The organism is Robertmurraya sp. FSL R5-0851 (assembly GCF_038002965.1).
Taxonomy (GTDB): Bacteria; Bacillota; Bacilli; order Bacillales; family Cytobacillaceae; genus Robertmurraya_A; species Robertmurraya_A beringensis.
In genome coordinates, this window is record NZ_JBBOOE010000001.1 from 1744285 (window position 1) to 1767744 (window position 23460).

16 protein-coding genes are annotated in these 23460 nt (G+C 39.4%); 12 read left to right on the forward strand and 4 right to left on the reverse strand.

What is annotated here, in order from left to right:
• Positions 1 to 11: 11 nt before the first annotated feature.
• The 3 genes from MKX65_RS08965 to MKX65_RS08975 all read left to right on the forward strand — a co-directional run bounded on the left by MKX65_RS08965 (position 12) and on the right by MKX65_RS08975 (position 8722).
• Entirely contained in the window at positions 12 to 1619 is a 1608-nt protein-coding gene (locus MKX65_RS08965) for an extracellular solute-binding protein (RefSeq protein WP_160545712.1), read from the forward strand.
• A 92-nt stretch (positions 1620 to 1711) separates the two neighbouring features.
• Positions 1712 to 3205 (forward strand): GH32 C-terminal domain-containing protein, encoded by a 1494-nt coding sequence (locus tag MKX65_RS08970; protein ID WP_160545480.1) that lies wholly within the window; start codon positions 1712 to 1714, stop codon positions 3203 to 3205.
• A gap of 114 nt (positions 3206 to 3319) precedes the next feature.
• Complete coding sequence (locus MKX65_RS08975; RefSeq protein ID WP_340903300.1) at positions 3320 to 8722, forward strand: GH32 C-terminal domain-containing protein; 5403 nt, start codon at positions 3320 to 3322, stop codon at positions 8720 to 8722.
• Positions 8723 to 8819: 97 nt separating this feature from the next.
• Here the strand turns inward: MKX65_RS08975 and brnQ are convergent, their stop codons facing one another.
• The gene (brnQ, locus tag MKX65_RS08980; protein ID WP_340903301.1) at positions 8820 to 10157 is read right to left on the reverse strand and encodes a branched-chain amino acid transport system II carrier protein; all 1338 of its coding nucleotides are present in this window, start codon (positions 10155 to 10157) and stop codon (positions 8820 to 8822) included.
• A gap of 211 nt (positions 10158 to 10368) precedes the next feature.
• On the opposite strand from brnQ, the gene MKX65_RS08985 reads away from it, so the two are divergent.
• Complete coding sequence (locus tag MKX65_RS08985) at positions 10369 to 11436, forward strand: NAD(P)H-dependent flavin oxidoreductase (protein ID WP_340906198.1); 1068 nt, start codon at positions 10369 to 10371, stop codon at positions 11434 to 11436.
• A 55-nt stretch (positions 11437 to 11491) separates the two neighbouring features.
• Here MKX65_RS08985 and hmpA read toward each other — a convergent pair whose 3' ends face one another.
• Entirely contained in the window at positions 11492 to 12730 is a 1239-nt protein-coding gene (gene hmpA, locus MKX65_RS08990) for an NO-inducible flavohemoprotein (protein WP_340903302.1), read from the reverse strand.
• A 194-nt stretch (positions 12731 to 12924) separates the two neighbouring features.
• Here hmpA and MKX65_RS08995 point away from each other — a divergent pair, with 194 nt between their 5' ends.
• Positions 12925 to 13353: an RrF2 family transcriptional regulator gene (locus MKX65_RS08995; protein ID WP_340903304.1), complete on the forward strand. Its 429-nt coding sequence runs from the start codon at positions 12925 to 12927 to the stop codon at positions 13351 to 13353.
• A gap of 774 nt (positions 13354 to 14127) precedes the next feature.
• Here MKX65_RS08995 and MKX65_RS09000 read toward each other — a convergent pair.
• Positions 14128 to 15066, reverse strand: a complete 939-nt coding sequence (locus MKX65_RS09000; protein WP_340903306.1) for an amidohydrolase family protein — start codon at positions 15064 to 15066, stop codon at positions 14128 to 14130.
• A gap of 33 nt (positions 15067 to 15099) precedes the next feature.
• On the reverse strand, positions 15100 to 15873 hold the full coding sequence (locus tag MKX65_RS09005; RefSeq protein WP_340903308.1) for an IclR family transcriptional regulator: 774 nt from the start codon (positions 15871 to 15873) through the stop codon (positions 15100 to 15102).
• 298 nt (positions 15874 to 16171) lie between these two features.
• Here MKX65_RS09005 and MKX65_RS09010 point away from each other — a divergent pair, with 298 nt between their 5' ends.
• From MKX65_RS09010 to MKX65_RS09040, 7 genes are all read left to right on the forward strand, one after another.
• Positions 16172 to 17230, forward strand: a complete 1059-nt coding sequence (locus tag MKX65_RS09010; RefSeq protein WP_340903310.1) for a TRAP transporter substrate-binding protein — start codon at positions 16172 to 16174, stop codon at positions 17228 to 17230.
• 27 nt (positions 17231 to 17257) lie between these two features.
• The gene (locus MKX65_RS09015) at positions 17258 to 17821 is read left to right on the forward strand and encodes a TRAP transporter small permease (RefSeq protein WP_340903311.1); all 564 of its coding nucleotides are present in this window, start codon (positions 17258 to 17260) and stop codon (positions 17819 to 17821) included.
• Complete coding sequence (locus MKX65_RS09020) at positions 17818 to 19122, forward strand: TRAP transporter large permease (RefSeq protein WP_340903314.1); 1305 nt, start codon at positions 17818 to 17820, stop codon at positions 19120 to 19122. Before MKX65_RS09015 ends, MKX65_RS09020 begins: the two co-directional genes overlap by 4 nt.
• 26 nt (positions 19123 to 19148) lie before the next feature.
• The gene (locus tag MKX65_RS09025; RefSeq protein ID WP_340903315.1) at positions 19149 to 20498 is read left to right on the forward strand and encodes an aromatic ring-hydroxylating oxygenase subunit alpha; all 1350 of its coding nucleotides are present in this window, start codon (positions 19149 to 19151) and stop codon (positions 20496 to 20498) included.
• On the forward strand, positions 20495 to 21019 hold the full coding sequence (locus MKX65_RS09030) for a 3-phenylpropionate/cinnamic acid dioxygenase subunit beta (RefSeq protein ID WP_340903317.1): 525 nt from the start codon (positions 20495 to 20497) through the stop codon (positions 21017 to 21019). Before MKX65_RS09025 ends, MKX65_RS09030 begins: the two co-directional genes overlap by 4 nt.
• A 170-nt stretch (positions 21020 to 21189) precedes the next feature.
• Positions 21190 to 22653, forward strand: coding sequence for an aldehyde dehydrogenase (locus MKX65_RS09035; protein ID WP_160545468.1), 1464 nt, complete (start codon positions 21190 to 21192; stop codon positions 22651 to 22653).
• Positions 22654 to 22671: 18 nt separating this feature from the next.
• Positions 22672 to 23457, forward strand: a complete 786-nt coding sequence (locus MKX65_RS09040) for a 2-keto-4-pentenoate hydratase (RefSeq protein WP_340903319.1) — start codon at positions 22672 to 22674, stop codon at positions 23455 to 23457.
• The last annotated feature ends 3 nt before the right edge of the window (positions 23458 to 23460 follow it).

Sequence of the window (23460 nt, forward strand, 5' to 3'; positions counted from 1 at the left end):
TGAGAAAAAGAATGAAGAAGAGTAAAGCGTCAACGATTTTGGTATTAGGACTAACAGCGACACTTGCGTTGACGGGTTGCACAAACAATGATTCAGCTAGCTCTGATAGTGCAGAAAAAGTTGCCTTTAACAAAACAGGTTTACCTATTGTTGACAAACAAGTAACGCTAAACATCGTTTCATCAAAGGCAGCATTAGCACCTGACTATTCCGAAATGGTCATTTTTGATCGACTTCAAGAAGCAACAAACGTCAAAATTAAATGGAATAATATCCCTGGCGATGGTTATCAGGAAAAGAAAAATTTAATGCTGGCAAGTGGTGACCTGCCAGATGCGTTCTACTCATCAGGATTTAGTGATCATGACCTTGTACAATATGGTCAAAACGGTACGATTATCCCATTAGAGGATTTAATAGATAAATATGCACCAAATTTAAAGAAACTATTTGAGCAAAGACCAGACTTGAAAAAAGTGGTTACTGCTCCTGATGGACATATTTATTCCTTGCCTCGTGCAGAGGAAATGGATCTAATTGGTATGCCTAATATAATGTTTATAAATAAAGTATGGCTAGATAAACTAGGCCTCGATATGCCTACCACTCTTGAAGAATACCATGATGTGTTAAAAGCTTTTAAGGAAAAGGATCCAAATGGAAACGGAAAGCAAGATGAAATTGGTTTGACTTTCTGGTATAACGGCTGGTGTGGGAATGAAGGAGACTTGATTGGTTTATTTGGATTACCAGATTCACCTTTTGAAGCGGACCATCGTGTTGTAAGAAATGGAAAAGTGATATACGCTGCTGTTCAGCCGGAATTTAAAGAGGCGATCAATTACTATAATGGATGGGTCAAAGAAGGATTAATTGATTCTGAAGTAGTGACGCAAAAGACAGAACAAATATTTGCTAAAGGAAAAACAGAAGATCCAACTCTAGGGTCATTCATTTGGTGGGAGAGTACGGAAGTAGTGGGAACGGATCGAGTAGATGACTATGTTGTGTTACCACCATTAAAAGGGAAAGACGGGAATATTGTCATTGGCCGATCCAACTATTCTGAGTATGGAAGGGATGCATTTGTGATTACATCTGCCAATAAGAATCCTGAAGTGACGATGCGTTGGGTTGATGAATTGTATGAACCGAAAATGTCTGCACAAATCAACTGGGGTCCGATTGGCGAGATATATGAAGAAGATGCAAATGGAATGTTAGTAAATAAAGAGCTTCCAGAGGGAGTAGCGATGGGTGAGCTGCGTCAGAAAGTGGCACCAGGTGGTCCATTTGTCGTTTTAAAGGAACACTTCGGTAGTGTGGTAGATATGGAGCCAAGAGCGAAGGAAAGGCTAGAAATTCTTGATGAGTATTATAGACCGCATATGGTATCAGAGAATTACCCGTCTATCTTCTTTAGTCCAGAGGAGCTTGAAGTCATTAACACCATTGAGCCAGAAATTAAAACATTTGTAAAACAAAAAGAGGCTCAGTGGTTAGTTGATGGTGGCATTGAGGATGAATGGGATGACTATGTACAGCAATTAAAAGATATGGGACTTGATCAATTAATGGAAGTGTACCAGACGGGTCTGGATCGCTATAACAAGCAATAAGCCATATAAAGCCAGACAGTGTTTTCGTCTGGCTTTTCAATTCATACCAAAGATTGAACTGAAAGATTTCGAATGAGAGGCAGGCCAATACTATGAATAACGTCTTAGAAAAGCAACAGTATTATACAGAGAAATATCGTCCACAATATCACTTCTCACCCGAGAAGAATTGGATGAACGATCCGAATGGCATGGTGTTTTATGAAGGAGAGTATCATTTGTTTTATCAATACCATCCACATGGAACGACATGGGGACCCATGCATTGGGGGCATGCAGTTAGTAAAGATCTCGTGTCTTGGGAACATCTGCCGATTGGTCTGGCTCCGGATGAGCATGGGATGATTTTTTCGGGTAGCGCAATCGTTGATTGGAACGATTCAAGTGGTTTTTTTGAGGGGAAATCAGGGTTAGTAGCGATATTTACTCACGCGGACACATACCCAGAAACCAATCGTGCGAGACAAAGGCAGAGTCTTGCCTATAGTAAGGATCATGGTCGAACCTGGATAAAGTATGTGGGCAATCCAGTCCTTCAGGAAGAATATATTTCCGATTTCCGAGATCCGAAGGTATTCTGGCATGGTGAAACGAACCGATGGGTTATGGTCGTTGCATCTGGACAATCGATCCGAATATATACTTCTAGAAATATAACATCTTGGGAGTTTGCTAGTGAATTTGGAGAAGAAGAGGGCTCTCACCAGGGAGTTTGGGAGTGTCCTGATCTTTTTGAATTGCCTGTTGATAAGGATCCAAATCAGAAAAAGTGGGTGTTATTCGTTAGTATTGGTGATGATCCCAGCTTACCAGAAGGTTCTCGAACACAATATTTTACAGGGGAGTTTGATGGAAAGACCTTTGTGAATGATAACTCTCCAGAAACGGTCTTGTGGATTGACCATGGCCGTGATAACTATGCGGGTGTTAGCTGGTCAGATGTTCCCAACAAAGATGGTAGAAGAATATATATTGGCTGGATGAGCAATTGGCGTTATGCAAATGTCACTCCAACTAAGGAATGGCGCAGTGCGTTGACACTTCCAAGAGTAGTAGAATTACAATCAACAGAAGAAGGAATTCGACTTGTTCAGAAACCTGTACAGGAAATGCAATGTTTACGGGTGGACCATAAATCTTTTCAAAAGGAAGAGGTAAAGCCAGGGGCAAATCTCTTAGAAAATGTAAAAAGTAATACATTTGAAATCATTGCAGAATTTGAACTGACAAAGGCAACAGAATTTGGATTCAAGGTATGTAAGGGAGCAAATGAAGAAACGATTGTCGGATACGATGTGAAAAATCAAAGGGTTTTTGTGGATCGAAGCCATTCAGGAGAGGCTGCTTTTCATAACGCTTTCGCTGGCAAACACGAAAGTAAACTTGTACCTGAAAACAACAAAATTACTTTACACATCTTTGTAGATCAGTCGTCAGTAGAGGTGTTTGGAAATCAAGGACAAGTGGTTATCACAGATTTAATTTTTCCAAGCGAAGAACATAAGGAAATAGAACTGTATGTAAAAGAGGGAGATGTAATTTTACAATCGCTAGAGTTTTATACATTAAAATCTACTTGGCGATAATTTAAGAAATCGGGAGATTAAAGCAATGCTGCTTCTCTCCCCTTTTTCTTGCAACCAGTTGAAGACACCACGGATGGACAGAAAGTGAAAATACTTTTCTAAAAAGGTGATGTCATGATTAGAAAACTAAAGTGGAAAAAGGTTTTCTCAGTGCTTTTAATTTTAGTACTTATGTATCAATCATTTATACCATTTTCAGTGCCTGTTCACTCAGCTTCCCTACCAGTAGTGAAAGATGAAATCTACCGTCCAGGGTATCATTTTACTCCAGAGAAAAATTGGATGAACGATCCTAATGGTATGGTTTATTACAATGGGGAGTATCATTTGTTTTATCAGCATAATCCTACTGATAAAGTATGGGGGCCGATGTATTGGGGTCATGCAATTAGTAAAGATCTCGTAAACTGGGAGCACTATCCAATATCGGTTTATCCAGATGAAAATGGGTTTGCATGGTCTGGGAGTGCGGTGGTGGATTATGAAAATACATCTGGTTTAGGAACAAAAGAAAATCCACCCATGGTTGCTCTATATACGAGTGAACTTGGCGGCGATAATCAACATGTGAGTGTTTCTTATAGTGGAGATAGCGGAAGAACATGGTCCACGCTTGAACAAAATCCAATCATCTCCATGCCGAATGAGTTAAAAGCAAGTAATGGAGGATCAGGTGTGTTCCGAGATCCAAAGGTATTTTGGCATGAACAAACGAAGCAATGGATGTTTGTCATCACTAGTGGAAAGCGCATCGATATTTACTCATCAACTAATCTATTAGACTGGAAAAAGGTAAGCGAATTTTCAGATCCTAAAGCAGCAGAACTTGGTCTTTGGGAATGTCCAGATTTATTCGAGTTGCCCCTGTATGATACGAATGGAAACCAAACAGGTTCGAAATGGGTGCTAACGGTAAGTATAAATCCAACACCAACGGGTGGAACAGGGATGCACTATTATGTGGGGGAATTTAATGGTACAACATTTACTCCAGATGACAACTCCAAACCATTAAATTGGGCAGATTACGGGGCCGATTTTTACGCAGCAGTTACATGGAGTAACACTGTTGAGCAGCCAGAAGATGGTCGAAGAATCTGGTTAGGCTGGATGAATAATCCTGCACAATACGCAGGGCAAATTCCAACTTCCACCTGGAGAGGTGCCACAACTGTGCCGCGTGAGCTTTCATTAGTGGAAACAAATGAAGGGGTTAGATTAAAGCAGCAACCAGTCAAGGAATTAATTAGTTTACGAGATACAGCGAATGAAGTGAAAATCGCGAATCAAAAATTTTCAACTATAAATGTATTAGAAAATGTAACCGCTGATATGTTTGAGCTTGAAGCTGAGTTTAACCTGAATGAAACATCAGCATCTGAGTTTGGATTTCAAGTACGTAAAGGGGACAATGAAGGAACTACCATTTCCTATCAAGTGGCAGACGGAAAATTATCAGTAAACCGGACACAATCAGGAGAGACCGATTTTCATAAGGATTTTCCTTCCATTCAGTATACGAATCTAACAGTAAATGATGGAATCTTACACGTAAAACTGTTAGTTGACCGTTCTTCGGTTGAGGTGTTTGCAGAAGAAGGAACCGCCGTGTTTACGAATCAAATCTTCCCGAGTGAAACAAGCAAAAAAATTGAATTATATGCAAAAGACGGAGAGGTATCATTACGTTCCTTATCCTTCTATCCATTAAAAGAAGCATCATTTACGAAATTTGTAGAAGACGTGGATGTAGAAAACCTTCCAAATACGATTGAAAATCCTAATTTTGAAACAGGTGATTTAACTGGCTGGACAACAACGGGCTCGGCGTTTAGGGCACCTGTCTCCGATGTGAAAAGCTTTTGGGGTGGGCCATTTGAGCATGAAGGTATCTATCATTCATGGGGATTCCTCGGAGCGAAGAGTGATGATAAATCAGATTTACGAACCGGTGTAATGAAGTCTAGCAATTTTGTGCTGGAAGGAAATGGAGTTATTGACTTTTTAGTAGGTGGAGGTCAGGACCTAAATACCCTGTATGTAGCACTAGTAAATGCTTCAACCGGTGAAGAGCTGATGAAGGCGACAGGAGCAAATACAGAAAAATACCGGCGAGTCAAGTGGGATGCTTCCGAGTACTTGGGAGAAGCACTCTTTATAAAAGTAGTAGATTATCATTCTGGTGGTTTTGGTCATATCAATGTGGATGATTTTCATGTTTTTAACGAAGACGTAGGAAAGCAAGATGATCTCATTAACCCTGGCTTTGAAACAGGAGATTTAACTGGATGGACAGCAGAAGGAAATGCATTCAATGGAACGGTAACTGACCAAGCCACTTATTGGGATACACAAATTCCGTTTGAACATCAAGGGAAGTATCATCTATGGGGCTTTAACGGTGCGGATCCCAATGGAGCGGATCAAAGAACTGGAACCCTCACTTCTAATATCTTTGAACTATCAGGAAATGGTGACGTCTCTTTCCTAGTAGGAGGGGGAGATGAGATGGATGGGGAGAAAAAGTACGATTTATATGTTGCCTTGGTTCGTGCTTCCGATGGAAAAGAGTTGTTCAAAGCAACAGGACCTGAATCAGAGTCATATAAACGTGTTACCTGGAAGGCTTCGGAATATGTAGGTGAAAAAGTATATATCAAAGTGGTCGATCAACATATAGGAGGGTTTGGACATCTGAATGTGGATGATTTTCAAGTGAAAGGTCGCGGGATGTTAAGTCACTGGAGTTTTGATGAACAAAAGGGCCATACCGCTCTTGAATCAGTCAAAAACGAACAGCTAAAGGTAGAATATGTTTTTAATGAAGCAAAGTATAAGCCTTCTACCGATCCGCTTTGGAGAAAAGGGGTCGTGGGTCAGGCACTTCTATTTGATGGCTATTCCACTTATATCAATCAACCTATTAAAAAGGCAGCACAGCCAAGTGATGCATTGACAATAGAAGCATGGGTAGCACCACGATCGTATGAATGGGGAGATCTTGGTCAGCTGTCAGCGATTGTTAATCAGCACAATAAAGCTCAAGGCGAAGGCTATATTTTAGGAATGGGTCGACATGGAAAATGGTCATTCCAAGCCGGGATGAATGGCGAATGGAAAGAAGTGTGGGCAAAAGAAGACAAACCGCTTGAAAAAGATCAGTGGTCCTATATTGTAGCCACTTTTGACCAAGATGAAAAAAAGATGAAGTTATTTTTAAATGGTGACCTGGTTGGGGAAGTAGATACTCCTAGAAATGCCACGATTACAGCGACCGAGAATAATCTTTTAATTGGTAAGCATAATTCAGCCGCCGTATTAAGCTCGTTTACAGCAAATATGTTTAACGGGATGATTGATGATCTGAAAATCTACAATAAAGCATTATCTGAAGAGGAGATTAAAAGCCACTATCAACAAGTGATTACAAGCCATGAAAATGAACAGTTACCTCTTCCGGATTTATCTTTTGACCGCAGTGTGTATGATGGGGATCGCTATCGCCCACAATATCATTTTCTCTCACCAGGTCACTGGATGAATGAACCTCATGCGCCGTTTTATTATAACGGAAAATATCATCTCTTCTATCAGCATAATCCTCAAGGACCTTATTGGCATCAAATCCATTGGGGTCACGCGGTAAGTGATGATATGGTTCATTGGGAAGATGCGCCAGTTGCGTTAGCTCCATCAGGTGTGTCACCAGACGGAGTATGGTCTGGCTCTGCAAGCTTTGATGAAAATGGAGAGCCGGTGTTATTTTTTACAGCGGGAGATGACAGTAAAACACCGAACCAAATGACAGGTTTGGCGAAACCGATGGATGTCCAAGATCCAATGCTGAAGATGTGGGATATGTTAGAACATCCGGTTACAGTTCAAGCACCTGATCTTCCAGCAGAGGAAGGGAAGGTAATGTATGGTCAGTTCCGTGATCCATTTGTCTGGCAAGATGGTGATACTTGGTATCAAATTGTTGGTTCGGGTATTGAGAATGTTGGTGGATCCGCACTCCTTTACACTTCAAAAGACCTGGAAAATTGGGAGTATAACGGTCCATTCTTTACAGGGAATTCCAAAGCCTATCCAAAAACTGGAGATGTATGGGAATTACCAGTGTTTTTACCTATTGGGAAGGATGCAAACGGAGAACAAAAGTATGCGTTTTTTATCAATCCTTGGTTTAAGAGCTATAGTGAACATAATGTAAAATACGTGTTCCATTGGGTGGGCTCATGGGATAAAGAAAAGAATAAATTTATCCCAGACCATGAGGAGCCGAAACTATTTGATTACGGTGTTCATTTTACTGGACCAAGTGGAATGATTGATGATAAAGGACGTTCGATCCTATTTAGTATTGCTCAAGACCGAAGAACGGACCAGGAGCATTATGATGCAGGTTGGGCACATAACGCTGGTTTACCATTAGAATTGTCTCTATTAAAGAATGGAGAGCTTGGTGTTGAGCCGATTAAAGAATTAGAAACTCTCCGAGGCAAACAACTGATTAATATTAGAAATTCGAGTCTATCAAAGGCAAATAAGAAGCTTGAGAAAGTGAAAGGAGATATGTTAGAAATCATCCTTGAAATTAAAGCAAAATCGGATGAGAAATATGGTATTAAAGTTCGTCAATCAGGAGATTCATCAGAAGAAGTCAACCTCTATTTTGACGAAACAAACGAGCAATTTGGAGTAGACGCTAGCAAAATGAGTGTAGACCCTGATGTTGCGAAAACTAGCAGTTCTGGAACTCTTTCCACAGAAGGAGAAAATGTGAAGCTTCATATTTTCCTAGACCGATCGATGATTGAAACGTATGCGAATGGGCAAAAAAGCATTACCACAAGAGCCTACCCAACAAAAGCGGATGCATTAGGACTTGAACTTTGGAGTAAGAACGGAAAGGCAAATATTGTCTCAATGAAAGTATATGAGATGGGATCTGCCTATAGTGACACAGTCGTACAAGCGTATTATGGGGATGATACCCCTAAAGAGGAAATTCCACATGGCGAATTAATGAATCATGACTTTCAAACAGGAGATTTAACCGGATGGACGATTGTAGAAGGAAATACTTTTACAAATGACCATGTGACCAATAAGAACGATTGGGGATGGGGGGGTCCTTTCGGTCAGGCAACAACTTCGACTGACCCCAATAAATTTCATCTATGGGGATTTCATCCTGATCACGGGGGAGATGCGGCAACGGGTGTGTTGAAATCTGCAGACTTTGTCCTCGGAGGAGATGGTCAAATTGACTTCTTAACTTCAGGTGGAGCAGATGAACAGCTTCTATATGTAGCACTTGTTGACGCAGAAACGAACGAAATATTAATGAAAGCAACTGGCCATAACGGCGAAGCCTACAGAAGAGTTAGATGGGACGCTTCAGAGTTTATCGGTAGAAAGCTGTATATTCAAGTTGTTGATAAACATACAGGAGGATGGGGGCATATTAATCTAGATGATGTGAATGTTCCAGTGGAGCTGGAGGGGAAGTAGTGGTTTTTATGGCCACCAGAGCTCAGTATAATAAGATTTCGCTCTAAATAGATAGAAAGGAGGAAGTTCGTTGGAACTTCCTCCTTTCTATTGCTCTCTATTTCGTTTTACTCGGCCAAATCAACCCAATGATCACGCCAATAAAAGCGGGCAGCATCCACCCAAGGCCAATTTGATATAGTGGTAAATAATTCACATAAAAAGTTTTAACACTCTCAAACAATCCTACAGTCGCTCCAGGTAAATAAGTTGCTAATGTGCTATACCCATCAATGATACTGACAAAGAATGTGAGTAGCATCGAAGCAGCGAAAACGCTTTGTTTGCCTTTAAATAGCGGTGAAAATAAAGCCAATAAAATTAGAACAATCGCTAACGGATATAGGAACATTAATACTGGGATAGAAAACAAAATGATATTGTTCAAACCGAAATTAGCAATGGCAAAAGAAACGATACATAACATAAGCACAAACCAACGGTAACTTACTTTTGGAAATACATTATGGAAAAATTCACTACACGCCGTAATAAGTCCAATACTCGTTTTTAAACAAGCGAGAACAATAATAATCGCTAATAAAATATTACCGAATGATCCGAAGTAATGCTGAGAAACGGCAGCAAATATCTCCCCGCCATTCGTAAACGTTCCAACTGCGGTTATACTAGATGCACCCATAAACGTAATAAGACCATAAATGAGCGTCATAAGTCCCATCGCAAATACACCTGACTGCCAAGTCGCTTTAGCAATGGCTTTCGTTTCGGTAATTCCCTGACTCTTAATCGCGTTGATAACAACAATTCCGAAGGCAAGGGAGGCAAGGGCATCCATCGTGTTATAGCCTTCTTTAAAGCCAGTCATAAAGGCTAAGTTTTTATACTCACCAGTTGGTTCACCAAAGTTACCCATCGGCTTCAAAATCGCAGTCACAATTAAAATAAATAAAAATAGTAAAAAGGCCGGTGTTAAATACTTTCCAACGTAGTCCATAATCTTTGCTGGGTTTAAAGAGAAATAATAAACAATGGCAAAAAATACAAGGCTAAATAGTCCGAGCCATAAACTTGCTGAATCTGGATTGATATACGGTTCGAAGCCAACAACGAATGGTACTGTTGCCGTTCGTGGGATCGCGAAGAACGGTCCAATCGTTAAGTAAAGGGCCATCGCAAATACGACACCAAAAAGTGGATGCACCCGACTTGCTAAATCACGAAGGCCTGTACTTCCTGATAATCCAATTGCAAGAATACCTAAAAAGGGGAGGCCAATGGCTGTGACTAAAAATCCAATAAGTGCTGGCCAAAAGTTTGTACCTGCAAGTTGGCCTAATTGGATAGGAAAAATTAAATTTCCTGCACCAAAGTAAAGACCGAATAGCATTGTACCGATCAATGCATAAGTGGAAAACGGTATTTTCTGTTGCATGTTGAAACTCCTTCTAGATGTTTTTTTGATTAAACTACTATATTACAAACATATTTTAGTAGTCACAATAAATTCGAATATATAGATTTATTGTTATATTGTCAATCTGGCTATTCAATAAACTATCCTTGCCTGAAGGAAAGTGAGATATTGTAACGAATTTAAAGAGGAAATAAAAGAAATTGTCAAAGTGGATGGAAGGGTGATATTGATGTGGTATCAAAATAAATTAACGGAACTACTAGGATTGGATTATCCGATCATTCAAGCACCTATGGCAGGTGGTGTTACGACTTCCAGGTTTGTCTCTACGGTGTCAAACGCAGGGGCCTTAGGGATGATTGGTGCTGGATATATGCAGCCCGATGAATTACGTCTTCAGATAAGGGAAATAAAATCTTTAACTACCAGAACATTTGGGGTTAACTTATTTATACCAGAACAACCCGAGATATCAGAAGAAGGTATTAATGAAGCAAACGAACTCTTACAACCTCTTAGAAACACATTAGGGATAAAAGGTGAATTACCTACATACGAAAACGGCTCTACATTTGAAGAAAAAGTAAAAATAATCATTGAAGAAAAGGTGCCTGTGTGCTCTTTTACTTTTGGTATCCCATCAGAGGATGTAATAAGAGAATTAAAGAAACATAAGATCATTGTCATTGGAACAGCTACAACTGTGAATGAAGCTGTAATCAATGAAAATATGGGGATGGATGCTGTTGTAGTTCAAGGAAGTGAAGCTGGGGGGCATCGGGGAACTTTTATAAAAGATACGCAAGAAAGTCTAATAGGCTTAATGGCTTTAGTGCCTCAGGTTGTGGATCGTGTCAGTATTCCCGTCATTGCTTCCGGCGGAGTGATGGATGGTAGAGGTTTGATAGCTTCTATGTTTTTAGGCTCAAAAGCAGTTCAAATGGGGACAGCTTTCCTCACTACGATAGAGAGTGGAGCACATGAAGAGCACAAAAATGCTATTCTACAAGCAACCGAAGACGAGACGATGTTAACTACCGTATTTTCAGGAAAACCTGCTAGAGGAATTAATAACCAGTTTATGAAAGGGCTGAAGCACAGTGAACACTTAATAGCAGCTTATCCCATCCAACATTACTTAACTAGTCCTATTAGAAAAGAAGCTGCAAGACAAAATAATCCTGAGTTTATGTCTCTTTGGTCGGGTCAAGGGGTTAGGATGAGTCAACGGCAAACTGTTCATGAACTCATCAATGGTATTGTTTCTCAGGTCGATCAATTGTTGAAAGAATTTTGAGTGTGAAAAAGCCATTTAGCTATATATCAGCTAGAATGGCTTTTTCACTTAACACTTAATTTAACTGATCAGCAGGACCGAAGAATTCAAAATGAATCTTATCAGAAGAAATACCTAACTCTTTTAATGTGTTATTTACTGTTTTCATGAATGGAATCGGACCACAGAAGTAGAAAGAAGCGTTTTTATCTTTAACGATGGAATCAATCCATGGCAGATCCATATATCCTTCTTTAGTATACTCTTTATTTAATAAATCCTTTTCGGTTGGCTTTTCATAGCAAAGATAATACTCGATATTCTCCGATTGATTAGAAAGTTCTTTAACATGCTCATGCATAGCATGGGTCGTTCCGTTAATTGCGGCGTGAATAAATGTGACTTTTCGATTTGGTTGTTGAGTAGCAATCGTATTTAGCATACTGATCATCGGTGTTATACCAACACCACCGCTCAAGAATACAACAGGTTCGGTAGATTCTACATCTAGAACAAAGTCACCGGCAGGGGCTGTCACTTCTAGAGTATCTCCTTCTTGGATGGTATCGTGTAAGTAAGTAGATACTTTCCCGTTTGGGATATGTTCAGAAGAAGAGGTTTCTTTTTTTACACTAATACGGTAGTACTCTTTTTCAGGGCTATCAGATAAGCTATACTGGCGAATATGAGTGTACTCTTCTCCGGCAATTTTTACACGAATGCTAATATACTGGCCAGGAGTAAAAGTAGGAATTCCCTTACCATCTTTCGGCTGTAAGTAGAAAGAGGTAATTACTTCACTTTCTTTTACTTTTTTAGCAACAGTGAAGTCTCTGAAATCATTCCAGCCACCAGATTGAGATACTGTTTCCTCATACATTTCTTTCTCTACTTGAATAAATACATCAGCAATGACTCCATACGCTTTCCCCCAAGCATCAATAATGTCATCGGTCGCAGCATCGCCAAGTACATCTTTTATTGCCAATAATAAATGTTTACCGACGATTGGATAATGCTCAGCTTTGACTTGTAAACTTCTATGTTTATGGGCAATTTGTCTAACAACTGGTAGAATGGCTTCTAAATTATCAATATAAGCAGCGGCAGCATAGACCGTATTCGCCAATGCTTTAGGCTGTCTTCCTTGTTTTTGATTGGCATGGTTGAAGATATTTAACAACTCGGGATGGTTTGTAAACATCATTTCGTAGAATCTCTTAGTAATGGCTTCTCCATGTTGTGCTAGGACAGGAACAGTAGATTTAATAATTTCAATCGTTTTCGTATCTAATGGACTTGTGGCTGTTGTCATGCTAATCTCCCCTTAATAATATTCTCACGGTGTTAAAGATATATTTTAAATACATGTTTATTTTAGACTTTGGTGATTAATTAAAGCAATATTTTAAATACATGTTTAACAGAATGTTCACATTTATGATGTGAAAAGATGCTTTATGTTATATTTAAATTACTGAAATGTAATTGAGAACAAGGGTGATTACTATGCAATTAACCACATATACAGACTATACATTACGTGTACTGATCTATTTGGGAATGCAGACGAACGGTGTAAAATCAAATATTAAAGAAATTTCAAGTTTTTATAACATCTCTAATAACCATTTAAGTAAAGTGGTGTATGAATTAGGAAAGCTCGGGATGATTGAAACCGTTAGGGGAAGAAATGGAGGTATTAAGCTAGCAAAAGAGCCAACTCAAATCAATATTGGTGCGATTGTTCGTCATACAGAGAGCCCTATTAATTTGGTTGAATGCTTTGACGAGACGAGAAACACTTGCAAATTAAGTCCGGCTTGTAAATTGAAATTTGTATTGAATGAGGCACTAAACTCCTATATGAAAGTTTTAGACGGATATACATTAGAAGATTTGCTGCAAAATAGGGAAGAATTAAAGACGCTATTTTAATGAAAGTAAAAAAGGTTGCTCTGGCAACCTTTTATTATTTAATCTAGAAAAAATTCTCGCAAATTACATCTAGAAAAGCTAACTTAGTTCATGCATTCCACTAAATATTGGGAAGTGCAGACAAGTTGACGGCTGACCTGATTTCTTCTTTGCAGGGAGAAACGATGGTTTCCTTGATTAGCTTTTGAGAAAACGTATAATAAAGACTTAGCTATTAAATTGGACACTGAAGTTTATGAGCTCCTAAGTGAATAACCTCAGTTATTTGCGATACGGTTAATGTATCAAAATGAGGTTCTCTTGAATTTTTGAGATAAAACTCACTCCCTTTTAAATAAGATGTTATGTCCTTAATTCAGTAACGAGAAAACGAAAACAAGCGGAGACTTTCCGGTTAAATACAGAATGAAGCTCGTTTCGGGGTATTTAAGCGGAGATTTTCCGGTTATGCAAAGCAAAACACCACATTTTCACCTTTTTTGACCCAATAGGCGGAATGTCTCCGTTTATTTTAGCTTGTTTTAATATCCAATGACTAATTAAACGGAAATTCTCCGTCTATTTATCAGTTCGGTTGTTTATCCTGATCCCCAACCGATAAGTGCAGACCCTCTTGACCTATATTTGGTAATCAGCAGGTTTTTATTGACCAGCCTATTTAGTCAAGTAAATTGGTACTAAATAAAGAAAAGACGTATTCATACGTCTTTTCTTGTGTCTTTTAATAGGATAGCACCAGAAAACGGACCCCTTACTTTCTGTGTGGCGGTTTTTTTAATCTAGTAAAGATTGTTTTCCTTTTGTAGTAATTGAAGACTCTGGCGGCCACACACAAAGATCGAAAGGAAAATCAGAACCTGGTACGACTCGATCTTCACCAACTGTTTCCACTAGAAAATCAATGCTTGCTGGATTCCATAAGACGGTATCATACCAGAATCGTTTTAAGTACTCTGATGGCTTTCCTTGAAGGTTGGAAGACACTGCTCCCCATTGTTCATATCCTTTATCAAGTCTGCCGATTTGATATGGAAGAAACCCTCCTCCATGAGCAAATAAAATTTTTATGTTAGGATATTTGTCGATCATACCACTTAATAGAATATCAGTTGCACAAACGGTTGTTTCCCATGGGACGCCAATGAGATTGGGCATCATCCATTTTTTTAATCGTGGATCTTCGCTTAGCAATGGATGGATGAAGAGAATCGCTTTCAACCGGTTTGCTTCTTTAAAAAATGGAATGAAAAAGTCGTCTGAAAGCATTTTTCCAGCTGCTGACGTTCCAATGATTGCCCCTTTAAGTCCTAGATTCATTGCATCATGTAAAATTTGTGCAGCTCGCTCAGGATGGCTAAGAGGAACGGTGCCAAGAGCGGATAAGTGTCCTTTCGATTGTGTAACGAATTGTGATAAAGATTGATTATATACTTGGGAAATGTCTGTGGTGATGTCATGTGGGAAGTCATACATAAAAAGCTGTGGTATAGGTGAAATCAAGGAGTGAGAAACACCAGCTTCTTTTTGGTTTTGAAGATATAAGTCTGCGTCAATAAACGATGGTTTTAATTCAAAGCCCCATTTTTCATTAACAACTAAAAAATCATCTTTATTTTCTTCCTTCTTAATCCATTTTGCATTGACAATATTTTTATTGTCTTTTAACCAAGCAAGAACATCATGTGGGATAAAATGAGTGTGAAAATCATGCATATTGAGATTCTCCTTTATTATTTTAATAGAATTTTACCAATAACCCATACGGTTTGATATTTCCGTGGCGGCTTGAATCACTTTCTTTGTGTAGCCTGGAACTTTATTTGCTTGAATCCTTTGTTTTGGTCCTACAACTGCTAGTGCTGCGATGACCTTTCCACGATAATCATAGACAGGTGCAGCGATCGAGTTTACCCCTTCGAGAATTTCTTCACTGCTAAAAGTGTAACCGTTTTCTTTTATTTGTTTTAAATGGGCTCGAAGTTTACTAGGATCGGTAATGGTGTTTTTCGTATATCTTGTTAAGCCTTTTTCAATGACTCTATCGACTAGTTGATCATCCGCGTAGGCTAATAACACCTTGCCTGAGCTCGTGCAATAAGGAGGATTTCTTTTTCCAACATTCGTTAATACACGAACAGGGTGGTGGCAATCGACCTTTTGAAGATAGATGACTTCATCACTATCGAGTACAGAAATATGGGCGGTTTCACCTATACTTTCTACCAGACGGTTTAGTACGGACTGTGATTCTTTATAAATGTCCATATGACTATTAACGATTCCGCTTAAGGAAAGGATGGATAGGCCGAGTCGATACTTTCTTGACTCTGGATCTTTATAGACAAATCCCTCAGAAGCTAACGTGGCCATGGTCCTGCTCACCGTGCTTTTATTAATACCAAGAGTAGTAGATAAATCGCTAATCTTCTTTTCAGGCTCTTCCATCGTAAAGCTTCGTAATATTCGCAAAGCATTTTTTACAGATGATAAATGCTGGTCTTCCTGTTTTTCCGTAACCATCTAGTATCCTCCTTTTTTCATCATTTGAAACAGAACGCAGTTTGTTTCTCTATAGTGGAGAATATAGCAAATAAATTCAAATAAATAAAGTGAATATTTATAAAGTTTAAAATAAAATAATTTTTTTGAGTTTTGTTGCGCATAGAGCAACTTTAATGTTGATAGCGTAAAAAGTAGTGGTAAGATAAAAAATGTGAAGATTGATAAATTTTAGGAGAATCCTTTCCAACTTAAGAGAAAAGATTTTTCTAAACAACAAAATGTAAGCGTTTTAACCAAGCGAAGAGGGGGATGTAAGATGTTGAAAAGAGGGATGAAGCTTAGTTTTACTATGTTAACCTTGATTTTACTAGTATTTGTGTCAGCTTGTTCGAAAAGCTCTGGGGGAGACGAAGCTGCTTCGGATACAAAATCAATTACCTTTAAGATGGGGCACATGAACTCTCCTGACCATGTACAAGATTCGAAGGCAATGAAACCGTTCAGTGAAGAAGTAGAAAAGCTTACCGATGGTCGAGTGAAATTTCAAATCTATCCGGGTGGAGCTCTTGGTGGTCCTAAGGATACGTTAGACAATATTACAACTGGAATCATGGATGCGGGTTGGGGGTTACATGGGTATAATGCTGGAAAGTTTCCAACCCACTCAGTTCTTCAACTTCCATTCCTTGCAAACGGGACGGGAGAAGAGTTAAGTGCTGTTGCTCAAAAGCTTTATGATACGTTCCCTGAAATCCAAAAGGAATATGACGATTTAAAGTTGTTATGGGTTCACGCAGCTGATCCGTACGCGATTATCACAAAAGGAAAAGCAGTCAGAAGCTTTGAGGACGTGAAAGGTTTAAAGCTTCGAACTCCGTCTGTTGAAGCAGGTGAAATGATTAAGTCATGGGGAGCAACTCCCGTTTCCTTACCAGCACCAGAAATTTATGATGCACTTCAAAAGGGTGTGATTGATGGGGGAGTCTTACCTGTTGCAGCTATTAAAGATTTTAACCTAACCGATTTGGTTGATTACGTTACATTAGGAAACTTCAACACTAGTATTTTCTACGTTGCTATGAACAAAGATAGCTGGAATAAGATTTCTCCAGAAGATCAAAAGCTCATTGAAGAAGAACTGCTTGGTGAGCCAATGGCGAAAATGGCAGGGGCAGCGTTTGATTATCAAAAGGGCTTAGCGGAAACAGAAGCGAAAGATGCAGGTGTAGAATTTATTAGTCTGGAAGAGAGTGAACTTCAAAAATTTAAGGATAACTCTGAGGATGTAAAGGAAAAATGGTTATCTGATATGAAATCAAAAGGGGTAGATGGTCAGAAGATTTACGATGAAACAGTAAAGCTTATTGAAGAATGATAGTCTTCCAATTTGGAGGTGTAGGTAATGGAACAAGAAGTAAGAAAGGATGTTTCGTTGAGAGCTTCGGCTCTTGACGAAGTTTCCTTTTTAGAAAAAGTTATTCATCCATTCGAGAAAGTTGTTTCTACTTTAAATAATGTTCTTCATAAAGTTTCAAGTATCATTTTGTTTCTATTAATGTTTCTTACGACGGCAGATGTGTTCGGTCGATATTTTTTTAATAAGCCAATTACAGGAACGTACGAACTAACTGGATTGGCGCTAGCCATAATCATTTTCTTTAGCCTTGGTTCAGCACAACTCAAAAAAGACCATATTGAAATTGACTTTTTAACGAATATGATGCCTGTTAAGGTCCAACACGCACTTTATGCCTTTACTTCCCTCATATTATTTATCCTAATGTCCCTAACTTCTTGGCAATTATTCGAATATACGAAGAGGATTTATTTCGGAAATGAATTAAGCGGAGATCTTGGACTACCTCTTTATTTGTTCGTTACACTTGCGATAGTTGGTGCGGTTTGTTTTACATTAACGTATCTAGTCGATTCGTTAAAATCCTTCCTAAGGGTGGTGAAGAAATGAGTCCAGAAATGATAGGGGTACTAGGAATTGTGTTACTCTTGGTTCTCATCTTATTAAGGGTTTCTGTAGGACTTTCTTTATTTTTAGTAGGGTTTTTAGGTGTATCTTGGCTTTCTGACTGGCAGGTCGGATTGTCACAGCTTGGGTCCTCTGCTTTTGGTACTTCTAATAACTATGGGTTAAGTGTTATTCCACTATTTATATTAATGGGAATGTTTATGTCTAACACAGGTCTAGGGAAGGATCTGTTTAATGCGGTTGATAAGTGGATTGGCCATTTTCGTGGTGGTCTTGCGATTGCAACAGTCGGTGCAGCCTCCATTTTTGCAGCGATATCTGGCTCTTCCAATGCAACGACAGCTACTTTGGCGAAGATCACGATTCCTGAAATGAAAGAATACAATTACCGGACGACCTTTTCTACGGCAGCAGTTGCAGCAGGTGGCACTCTGGGGATATTAATTCCTCCTAGTGTTATCTTAATATTATATGGAGCATTAACGTCTGAACCAATCGGTCCTCTATTAATTGGGGGATTAGTACCGGGGATCATCATGACTCTTCTTTTTATGCTGATGATCAACATTCAAGTCCGTTTAGACCCTTCTATTGCCCCAACTAAAATGGAGAAGGCGACCATCGAGGAGAAATTCTCCTCTTTAAAAAGTGTTTGGCCTTTTCTTTTGATATTTGCGATTAGTATCGGGGGAATTTACTTTGGTGTTTTCACTCCAAGTGAGGCTGGTGGAATTGGAGCCATTGGTGCCTTTTTCCTAACTCTATTAACAAAACGATTGAGTTTTAAAGGGCTCATTTCATCCTTAGATGAATCGATCCGATTGACGGTTATGCTGTTTTTAATTCTGATCGGAGCATCGTTATTCGGAAAGTTCTTAGCGTTAAGCCAAATTCCGATGTATTTAACAACAACTGTTGGATCACTAGACGTTTCTCCTTATCTCATCATGGCAATGATTCTTGTAGTCTACTTTATTTTAGGAATGTTTTTAGAGGGAATTGCCATCATGGTCCTCACTCTTCCTATTGTTTATCCATTGATTACTCAATTAGGATTTGATGGATTATGGTTCGGAATCATTATGGTAATGGTGCTTAATATTGGAGTTCTTACACCTCCTCTTGGGTTAAGCGTTTACATTATTAGTGGAGTGGTAAAAGATGTCCCCATTCAACAAATTTTCAAAGGAGTTATCCCAGCAATTGTTACCATGGTTGCATTTACCATTGTTCTAATTATCTTCCCAGAAATCGTCACCTATTTACCAGGACTGATTGAATAGGGAGTCTAAAGGAGGAGTTAATCCAGATGATCAAGAAAACATTAGATGAAAAAGCATTTCACTTATTAAAAGAAAAAATGGAGGAAGGCCTGCTTCCACAATGGGTGTTAACGGATCCAGATATCTTTGAGCTTGAAATTGAAAAAATTTATGGGCATTCCTGGCAGTTTCTTGGCCATGAATCGGAAATCAAAGAACCAGGGAGTTATGTGACACGCTGGATGGTCAATGATCCGGTACTCTTAGTTAGAACCCGAGAAGGTGATATTAAAGCATTTTTAAATTCATGTACCCATCGAGGAACACAGCTATGTACCGCTGATCGTGGAAATAAAAAAACCTTCACATGTCCCTACCATGGGTGGAGTTATAATTTGAACGGTGAATTAGTAGGGATTGTAGCCGGAAACAAAGTGTATGGAGAAGAAATGGATAAATCAGAGTGGGGGTTAAGACCGATCCCTCAAGTTGAAATGTATCAAGGAATGATCTTTGGAAATCTTGATAAAAATTCAGAACCTTTAGAGGATTATCTTGGGGAGATGAAGTGGTACTTAGATATTCTTCTTGGAAGAAGTGGCGGGATGGAAGTGCGAGGTCTCCCACAGCGCTGGGTAGCGAAAGCGAATTGGAAGGCGACTGCAGAAAACTTTGCTGCTGATCCGTATCATGTGCAAACGACTCACCGCTCTACGGTTGAAATGGGAATTAGTCCGGAAGACCCTCTATATGCTGGCTATGGACATCAAGTGGTGATGAAAAATGCTCATGGTATTAATGTGATCACCTCGAAGACAGGAAAAGCAAGAGTACCGTTCCAAGGAATGCCCGAATCTATGTGGCCATTGTTTGAAAAGCATTTAACTCCTGAACAACTAGAGGTTCAATCAAAAGTCACTGTTTTCGTGGGGGGAGTTTATCCCAACCTATCGTTTGTAAGTCCCATTCACGGAACGGAAGGGCACTTACATAATTACTTGAACTTTCGAATGTGGAGACCGCTTGGGCCAGAAAAGGTTGAGGTTTGGTGCTGGTTTTTAATTGATAAGGCAGCACCAGAGGAATATAAGGAAGCTGCCTATCGAGGGTATCTAGGTTCATTCGGTCCAAGTGGAACACTAGAACAAGATGATACCGAAACATGGGCCCGAATTGTTGAAGTAAGTAAAGGCTTAATGATGAGAGACAAAGAACTGAACTACAATAGTGTGAGTAATTATTTAATGGGGTACTCGCACGTGGAACCGGATGAGAATTTCCCTGGACCGGGGACTGCTTATCCAACGACGTATATAGATGCTTTATCAAGACGGATGCACGAACAATGGCTCGAACTGATCTCCAAGGGGCTCTTTAAGGAGGAGGTTAAGCAATGAATCTAGATATTCAGAGAAAGGTGACACCCGAGCTCCATCTTGAGATCACGACATTACTAAATAGAGAAGCGTATTTCCTCGACAATCGTAAGTACAAGGAATGGTTGGAATTACTCACGGATGACCTCGTATACAGAATGCCATTGAGAGAAACGGTAGAAGGTGTAGGGGTGGATGATATTTCTAAAGATATGGCTTTCTTTGAAGAAACGAAAGTCTCTCTAACTACTAGAGCCAATCGCTTGTATACAAAATCTGCTTGGGTAGAAAACCCGGCAACTAGGCAGCGGCATTTTATTACTAATGTAACTGTAGAGGGAACGGAAAAGGAAGATGAGTTCAAGGTAAGAAGCTATTTCTTATTTATGAGAAGCAGAGCCTCTACGACCGATATTGAACAAATGTTTGGGGAGCGAAATGATATCATTCGAAAAGTAAATGGTGTGTGGAAAATCTCCTCACGTACGATTTTCCCAGATCAATCGGTAATCACGACGATGAATATGAGTATGTTTCTATAAAAATAGTAGTAACTAATACACTGCCTCCTGATAAAAAGGAGGTATTTTAATTAAATTTTCAAAAAAATAAAGATTGTTGCGTATAGAGCAACAAGGGCGTTGTTGGTGCTGATAGTAAGCGTTACCATGTAGTTAATAAAAAATAATTTATTATTAGGAGGACATACAGCATGCAGGTAGAAACGAAAGTGAAAGCGATCAATTGCTTACATTTTATTAATGGTCAATTTGTTGAATCACAAAATCATAAAACCTTTGAAAATATCAATCCAGCAACAGAAGAAGTATTAGGCACAGTGGCAGAAGGAGGAAAAGAGGAGGTAGACTTTGCCGTTCGTGCAGCAAGAAGAGCATTGAATGGACCATGGAAAAAGATGACCCTGGTTGAACGCTCCAAAATCCTTCGCCGCATTGGTGATTTGATTCTTGAAAGGCAAGAAGAATTGGCGATGCTCGAATCATTGGACACAGGGAAGCCATTTTCCTTAGCAAACAAAATCGATGTTCCGCGTGCAGCGTATAATTTTCACTTTTTCGCTGATTATATTACGTCTGTTGGAACAGATGCATACCAACAGGATGATCAAGCGATTCATTATGCCTACCGTCGACCAGTAGGGGTTGTTGGAATTATTAAGCCATGGAATCTACCATTATTACTTCTCACCTGGAAACTGGCTCCTTGCCTTGGTATGGGGAACACGGCGGTTATTAAACCAGCAGAATGGACTCCGATGACAGCAACGGTACTTATGGAGATTTGTAAAGAGGCAGGCGTTCCAGATGGAGTCGTAAATCTAGTACACGGGTTTGGTCCAAATTCTGCAGGTGGAGCAATCTCTGAACATCCAGATATTGATGCCATTTCCTTCATAGGAGAACCAAGTACTGGGGCTAGTATTATGAAAGCTGCAGCTGACTCGTTGAAAAAGCTGTCTTATGAGTTAGGCGGTAAAAATCCAAATATCATTTTTGCTGATTCTGATCTTGATGAAGTGATTGAAACAACGATTAAATCTAGCTTCATCAATCAAGGGGAAGTGTGCCTTTGCGGATCTCGCATTTATGTTGAAAGACCAATTTACAATGAATTTATCAATAAATTCGCTGAAAAAGTAAGAGAATTAAGAGTGGGTGATCCTCTTGCCGAAGCGACCAATGTAGGTGCGTTAGTTAGCAAGGAGCACTACGAGAGAGTAAATAGCTATATAGAGATTGCTCGTAATGATGGCGCGAATATTCTCACCGGTGGAAAGCGACCAGAAGGAATAGAAAAAGGTTATTTCCTTGAACCAACAATTATCACAGGTCTTGATCGCACTTCTCGTTGTGTTCGTGAAGAAATATTTGGACCTGTTGTAACGGTTATGCCATTTGATATGGAAGAAGAAGTGATCATGCAGGCAAATGATACACATTACGGGTTAAGTGCAACGATCTGGACAAATGATCTGCGACGTGCACACCGAGTGGCACACGAAATTGAAGCGGGTATTATTTGGGTAAACACATGGTTCCTGAGAGATCTAAGAACCCCATTTGGTGGAATGAAAAATAGTGGAATTGGTAGAACCGGAGGAATGCATAGCCTTGATTTCTACTCTGAATTGTCTAATATTACGATCAAACTATAGGAAAGGTGGGGGAAGGAAATGTCTATTGTAACCAATAAAATCAAAGAATATGCTGCCCTTTTATCTGATGCGGAAAAAACGGGAGTTGGAACCAATCCGCTTACGATTTTAGATCCAAATCTATCAGTAACGGAAGCTTATCATATTCAACTAGAAAACATTCAAATGAAAGTGGAACAAGGACAGAAAATTATTGGGAAGAAAATCGGACTTACCTCACTTGCTATGCAAAAGCTTCTCGGGGTGGATGAACCAGACTATGGTCATTTGCTAGACAGTATGGAAGTAACAAATGGGGGTACGATTTCGATCGAGAAAGTCTTGCAACCAAAGGTCGAAGCTGAACTCGCCTTTGTTCTAAAAAAGGACTTAATAGGGCCAAATATTACGACGCTCGATGTCCTACAAGCAACAGATTATATTGTCCCCGCACTTGAAATTGTAGATAGTAGAGTGAAGGATTGGAAGATTAAGCTTCCTGATACGATTGCAGATAATGCCTCTTCCGGTTTCTACGTACTTGGAGACAGAAAAGCCAAGGTGGACGAAATCAATCTAGAATTGCTTGGCATGGTGCTTTCGAGAAACAATGAAATCGTCAATACCGGAGTGGGAGCTGCTGCTCTTGGAAACCCAGCTACATGTGTTGCTTGGCTAGCAAATAAATTATCTGAATTTGGAATTCCTCTTAAAGCAGGAGAAATCATTTTATCTGGCGCACTATCGGCAGCTGCAGATGCGAAAGCTGGAGATTCATTCTCTGCTAGATTTGCACATCTTGGGGAAGTAAAAGTTCATTTTTAATAG

Coding starts and splice junctions, on each gene's coding strand:
- MKX65_RS08965 (WP_160545712.1), top strand. CDS start 12: ATGAAGAAGAGTAAAGCGTCAACGATTTTGGTATTAGGACTAACAGCG.
- brnQ (WP_340903301.1), bottom strand. CDS start 10,157: ATGCAACAGAAAATACCGTTTTCCACTTATGCATTGATCGGTACAATG.
- MKX65_RS08975 (WP_340903300.1), top strand. CDS start 3,320: ATGATTAGAAAACTAAAGTGGAAAAAGGTTTTCTCAGTGCTTTTAATT.
- MKX65_RS09015 (WP_340903311.1), top strand. CDS start 17,258: ATGGAACAAGAAGTAAGAAAGGATGTTTCGTTGAGAGCTTCGGCTCTT.
- MKX65_RS09030 (WP_340903317.1), top strand. CDS start 20,495: ATGAATCTAGATATTCAGAGAAAGGTGACACCCGAGCTCCATCTTGAG.
- MKX65_RS09040 (WP_340903319.1), top strand. CDS start 22,672: ATGTCTATTGTAACCAATAAAATCAAAGAATATGCTGCCCTTTTATCT.
- MKX65_RS08995 (WP_340903304.1), top strand. CDS start 12,925: ATGCAATTAACCACATATACAGACTATACATTACGTGTACTGATCTAT.
- MKX65_RS09025 (WP_340903315.1), top strand. CDS start 19,149: ATGATCAAGAAAACATTAGATGAAAAAGCATTTCACTTATTAAAAGAA.
- MKX65_RS09020 (WP_340903314.1), top strand. CDS start 17,818: ATGAGTCCAGAAATGATAGGGGTACTAGGAATTGTGTTACTCTTGGTT.
- MKX65_RS08985 (WP_340906198.1), top strand. CDS start 10,369: ATGTGGTATCAAAATAAATTAACGGAACTACTAGGATTGGATTATCCG.
- hmpA (WP_340903302.1), bottom strand. CDS start 12,730: ATGACAACAGCCACAAGTCCATTAGATACGAAAACGATTGAAATTATT.
- MKX65_RS09010 (WP_340903310.1), top strand. CDS start 16,172: ATGTTGAAAAGAGGGATGAAGCTTAGTTTTACTATGTTAACCTTGATT.
- MKX65_RS09000 (WP_340903306.1), bottom strand. CDS start 15,066: ATGCATGATTTTCACACTCATTTTATCCCACATGATGTTCTTGCTTGG.
- MKX65_RS09035 (WP_160545468.1), top strand. CDS start 21,190: ATGCAGGTAGAAACGAAAGTGAAAGCGATCAATTGCTTACATTTTATT.
- MKX65_RS08970 (WP_160545480.1), top strand. CDS start 1,712: ATGAATAACGTCTTAGAAAAGCAACAGTATTATACAGAGAAATATCGT.
- MKX65_RS09005 (WP_340903308.1), bottom strand. CDS start 15,873: ATGGTTACGGAAAAACAGGAAGACCAGCATTTATCATCTGTAAAAAAT.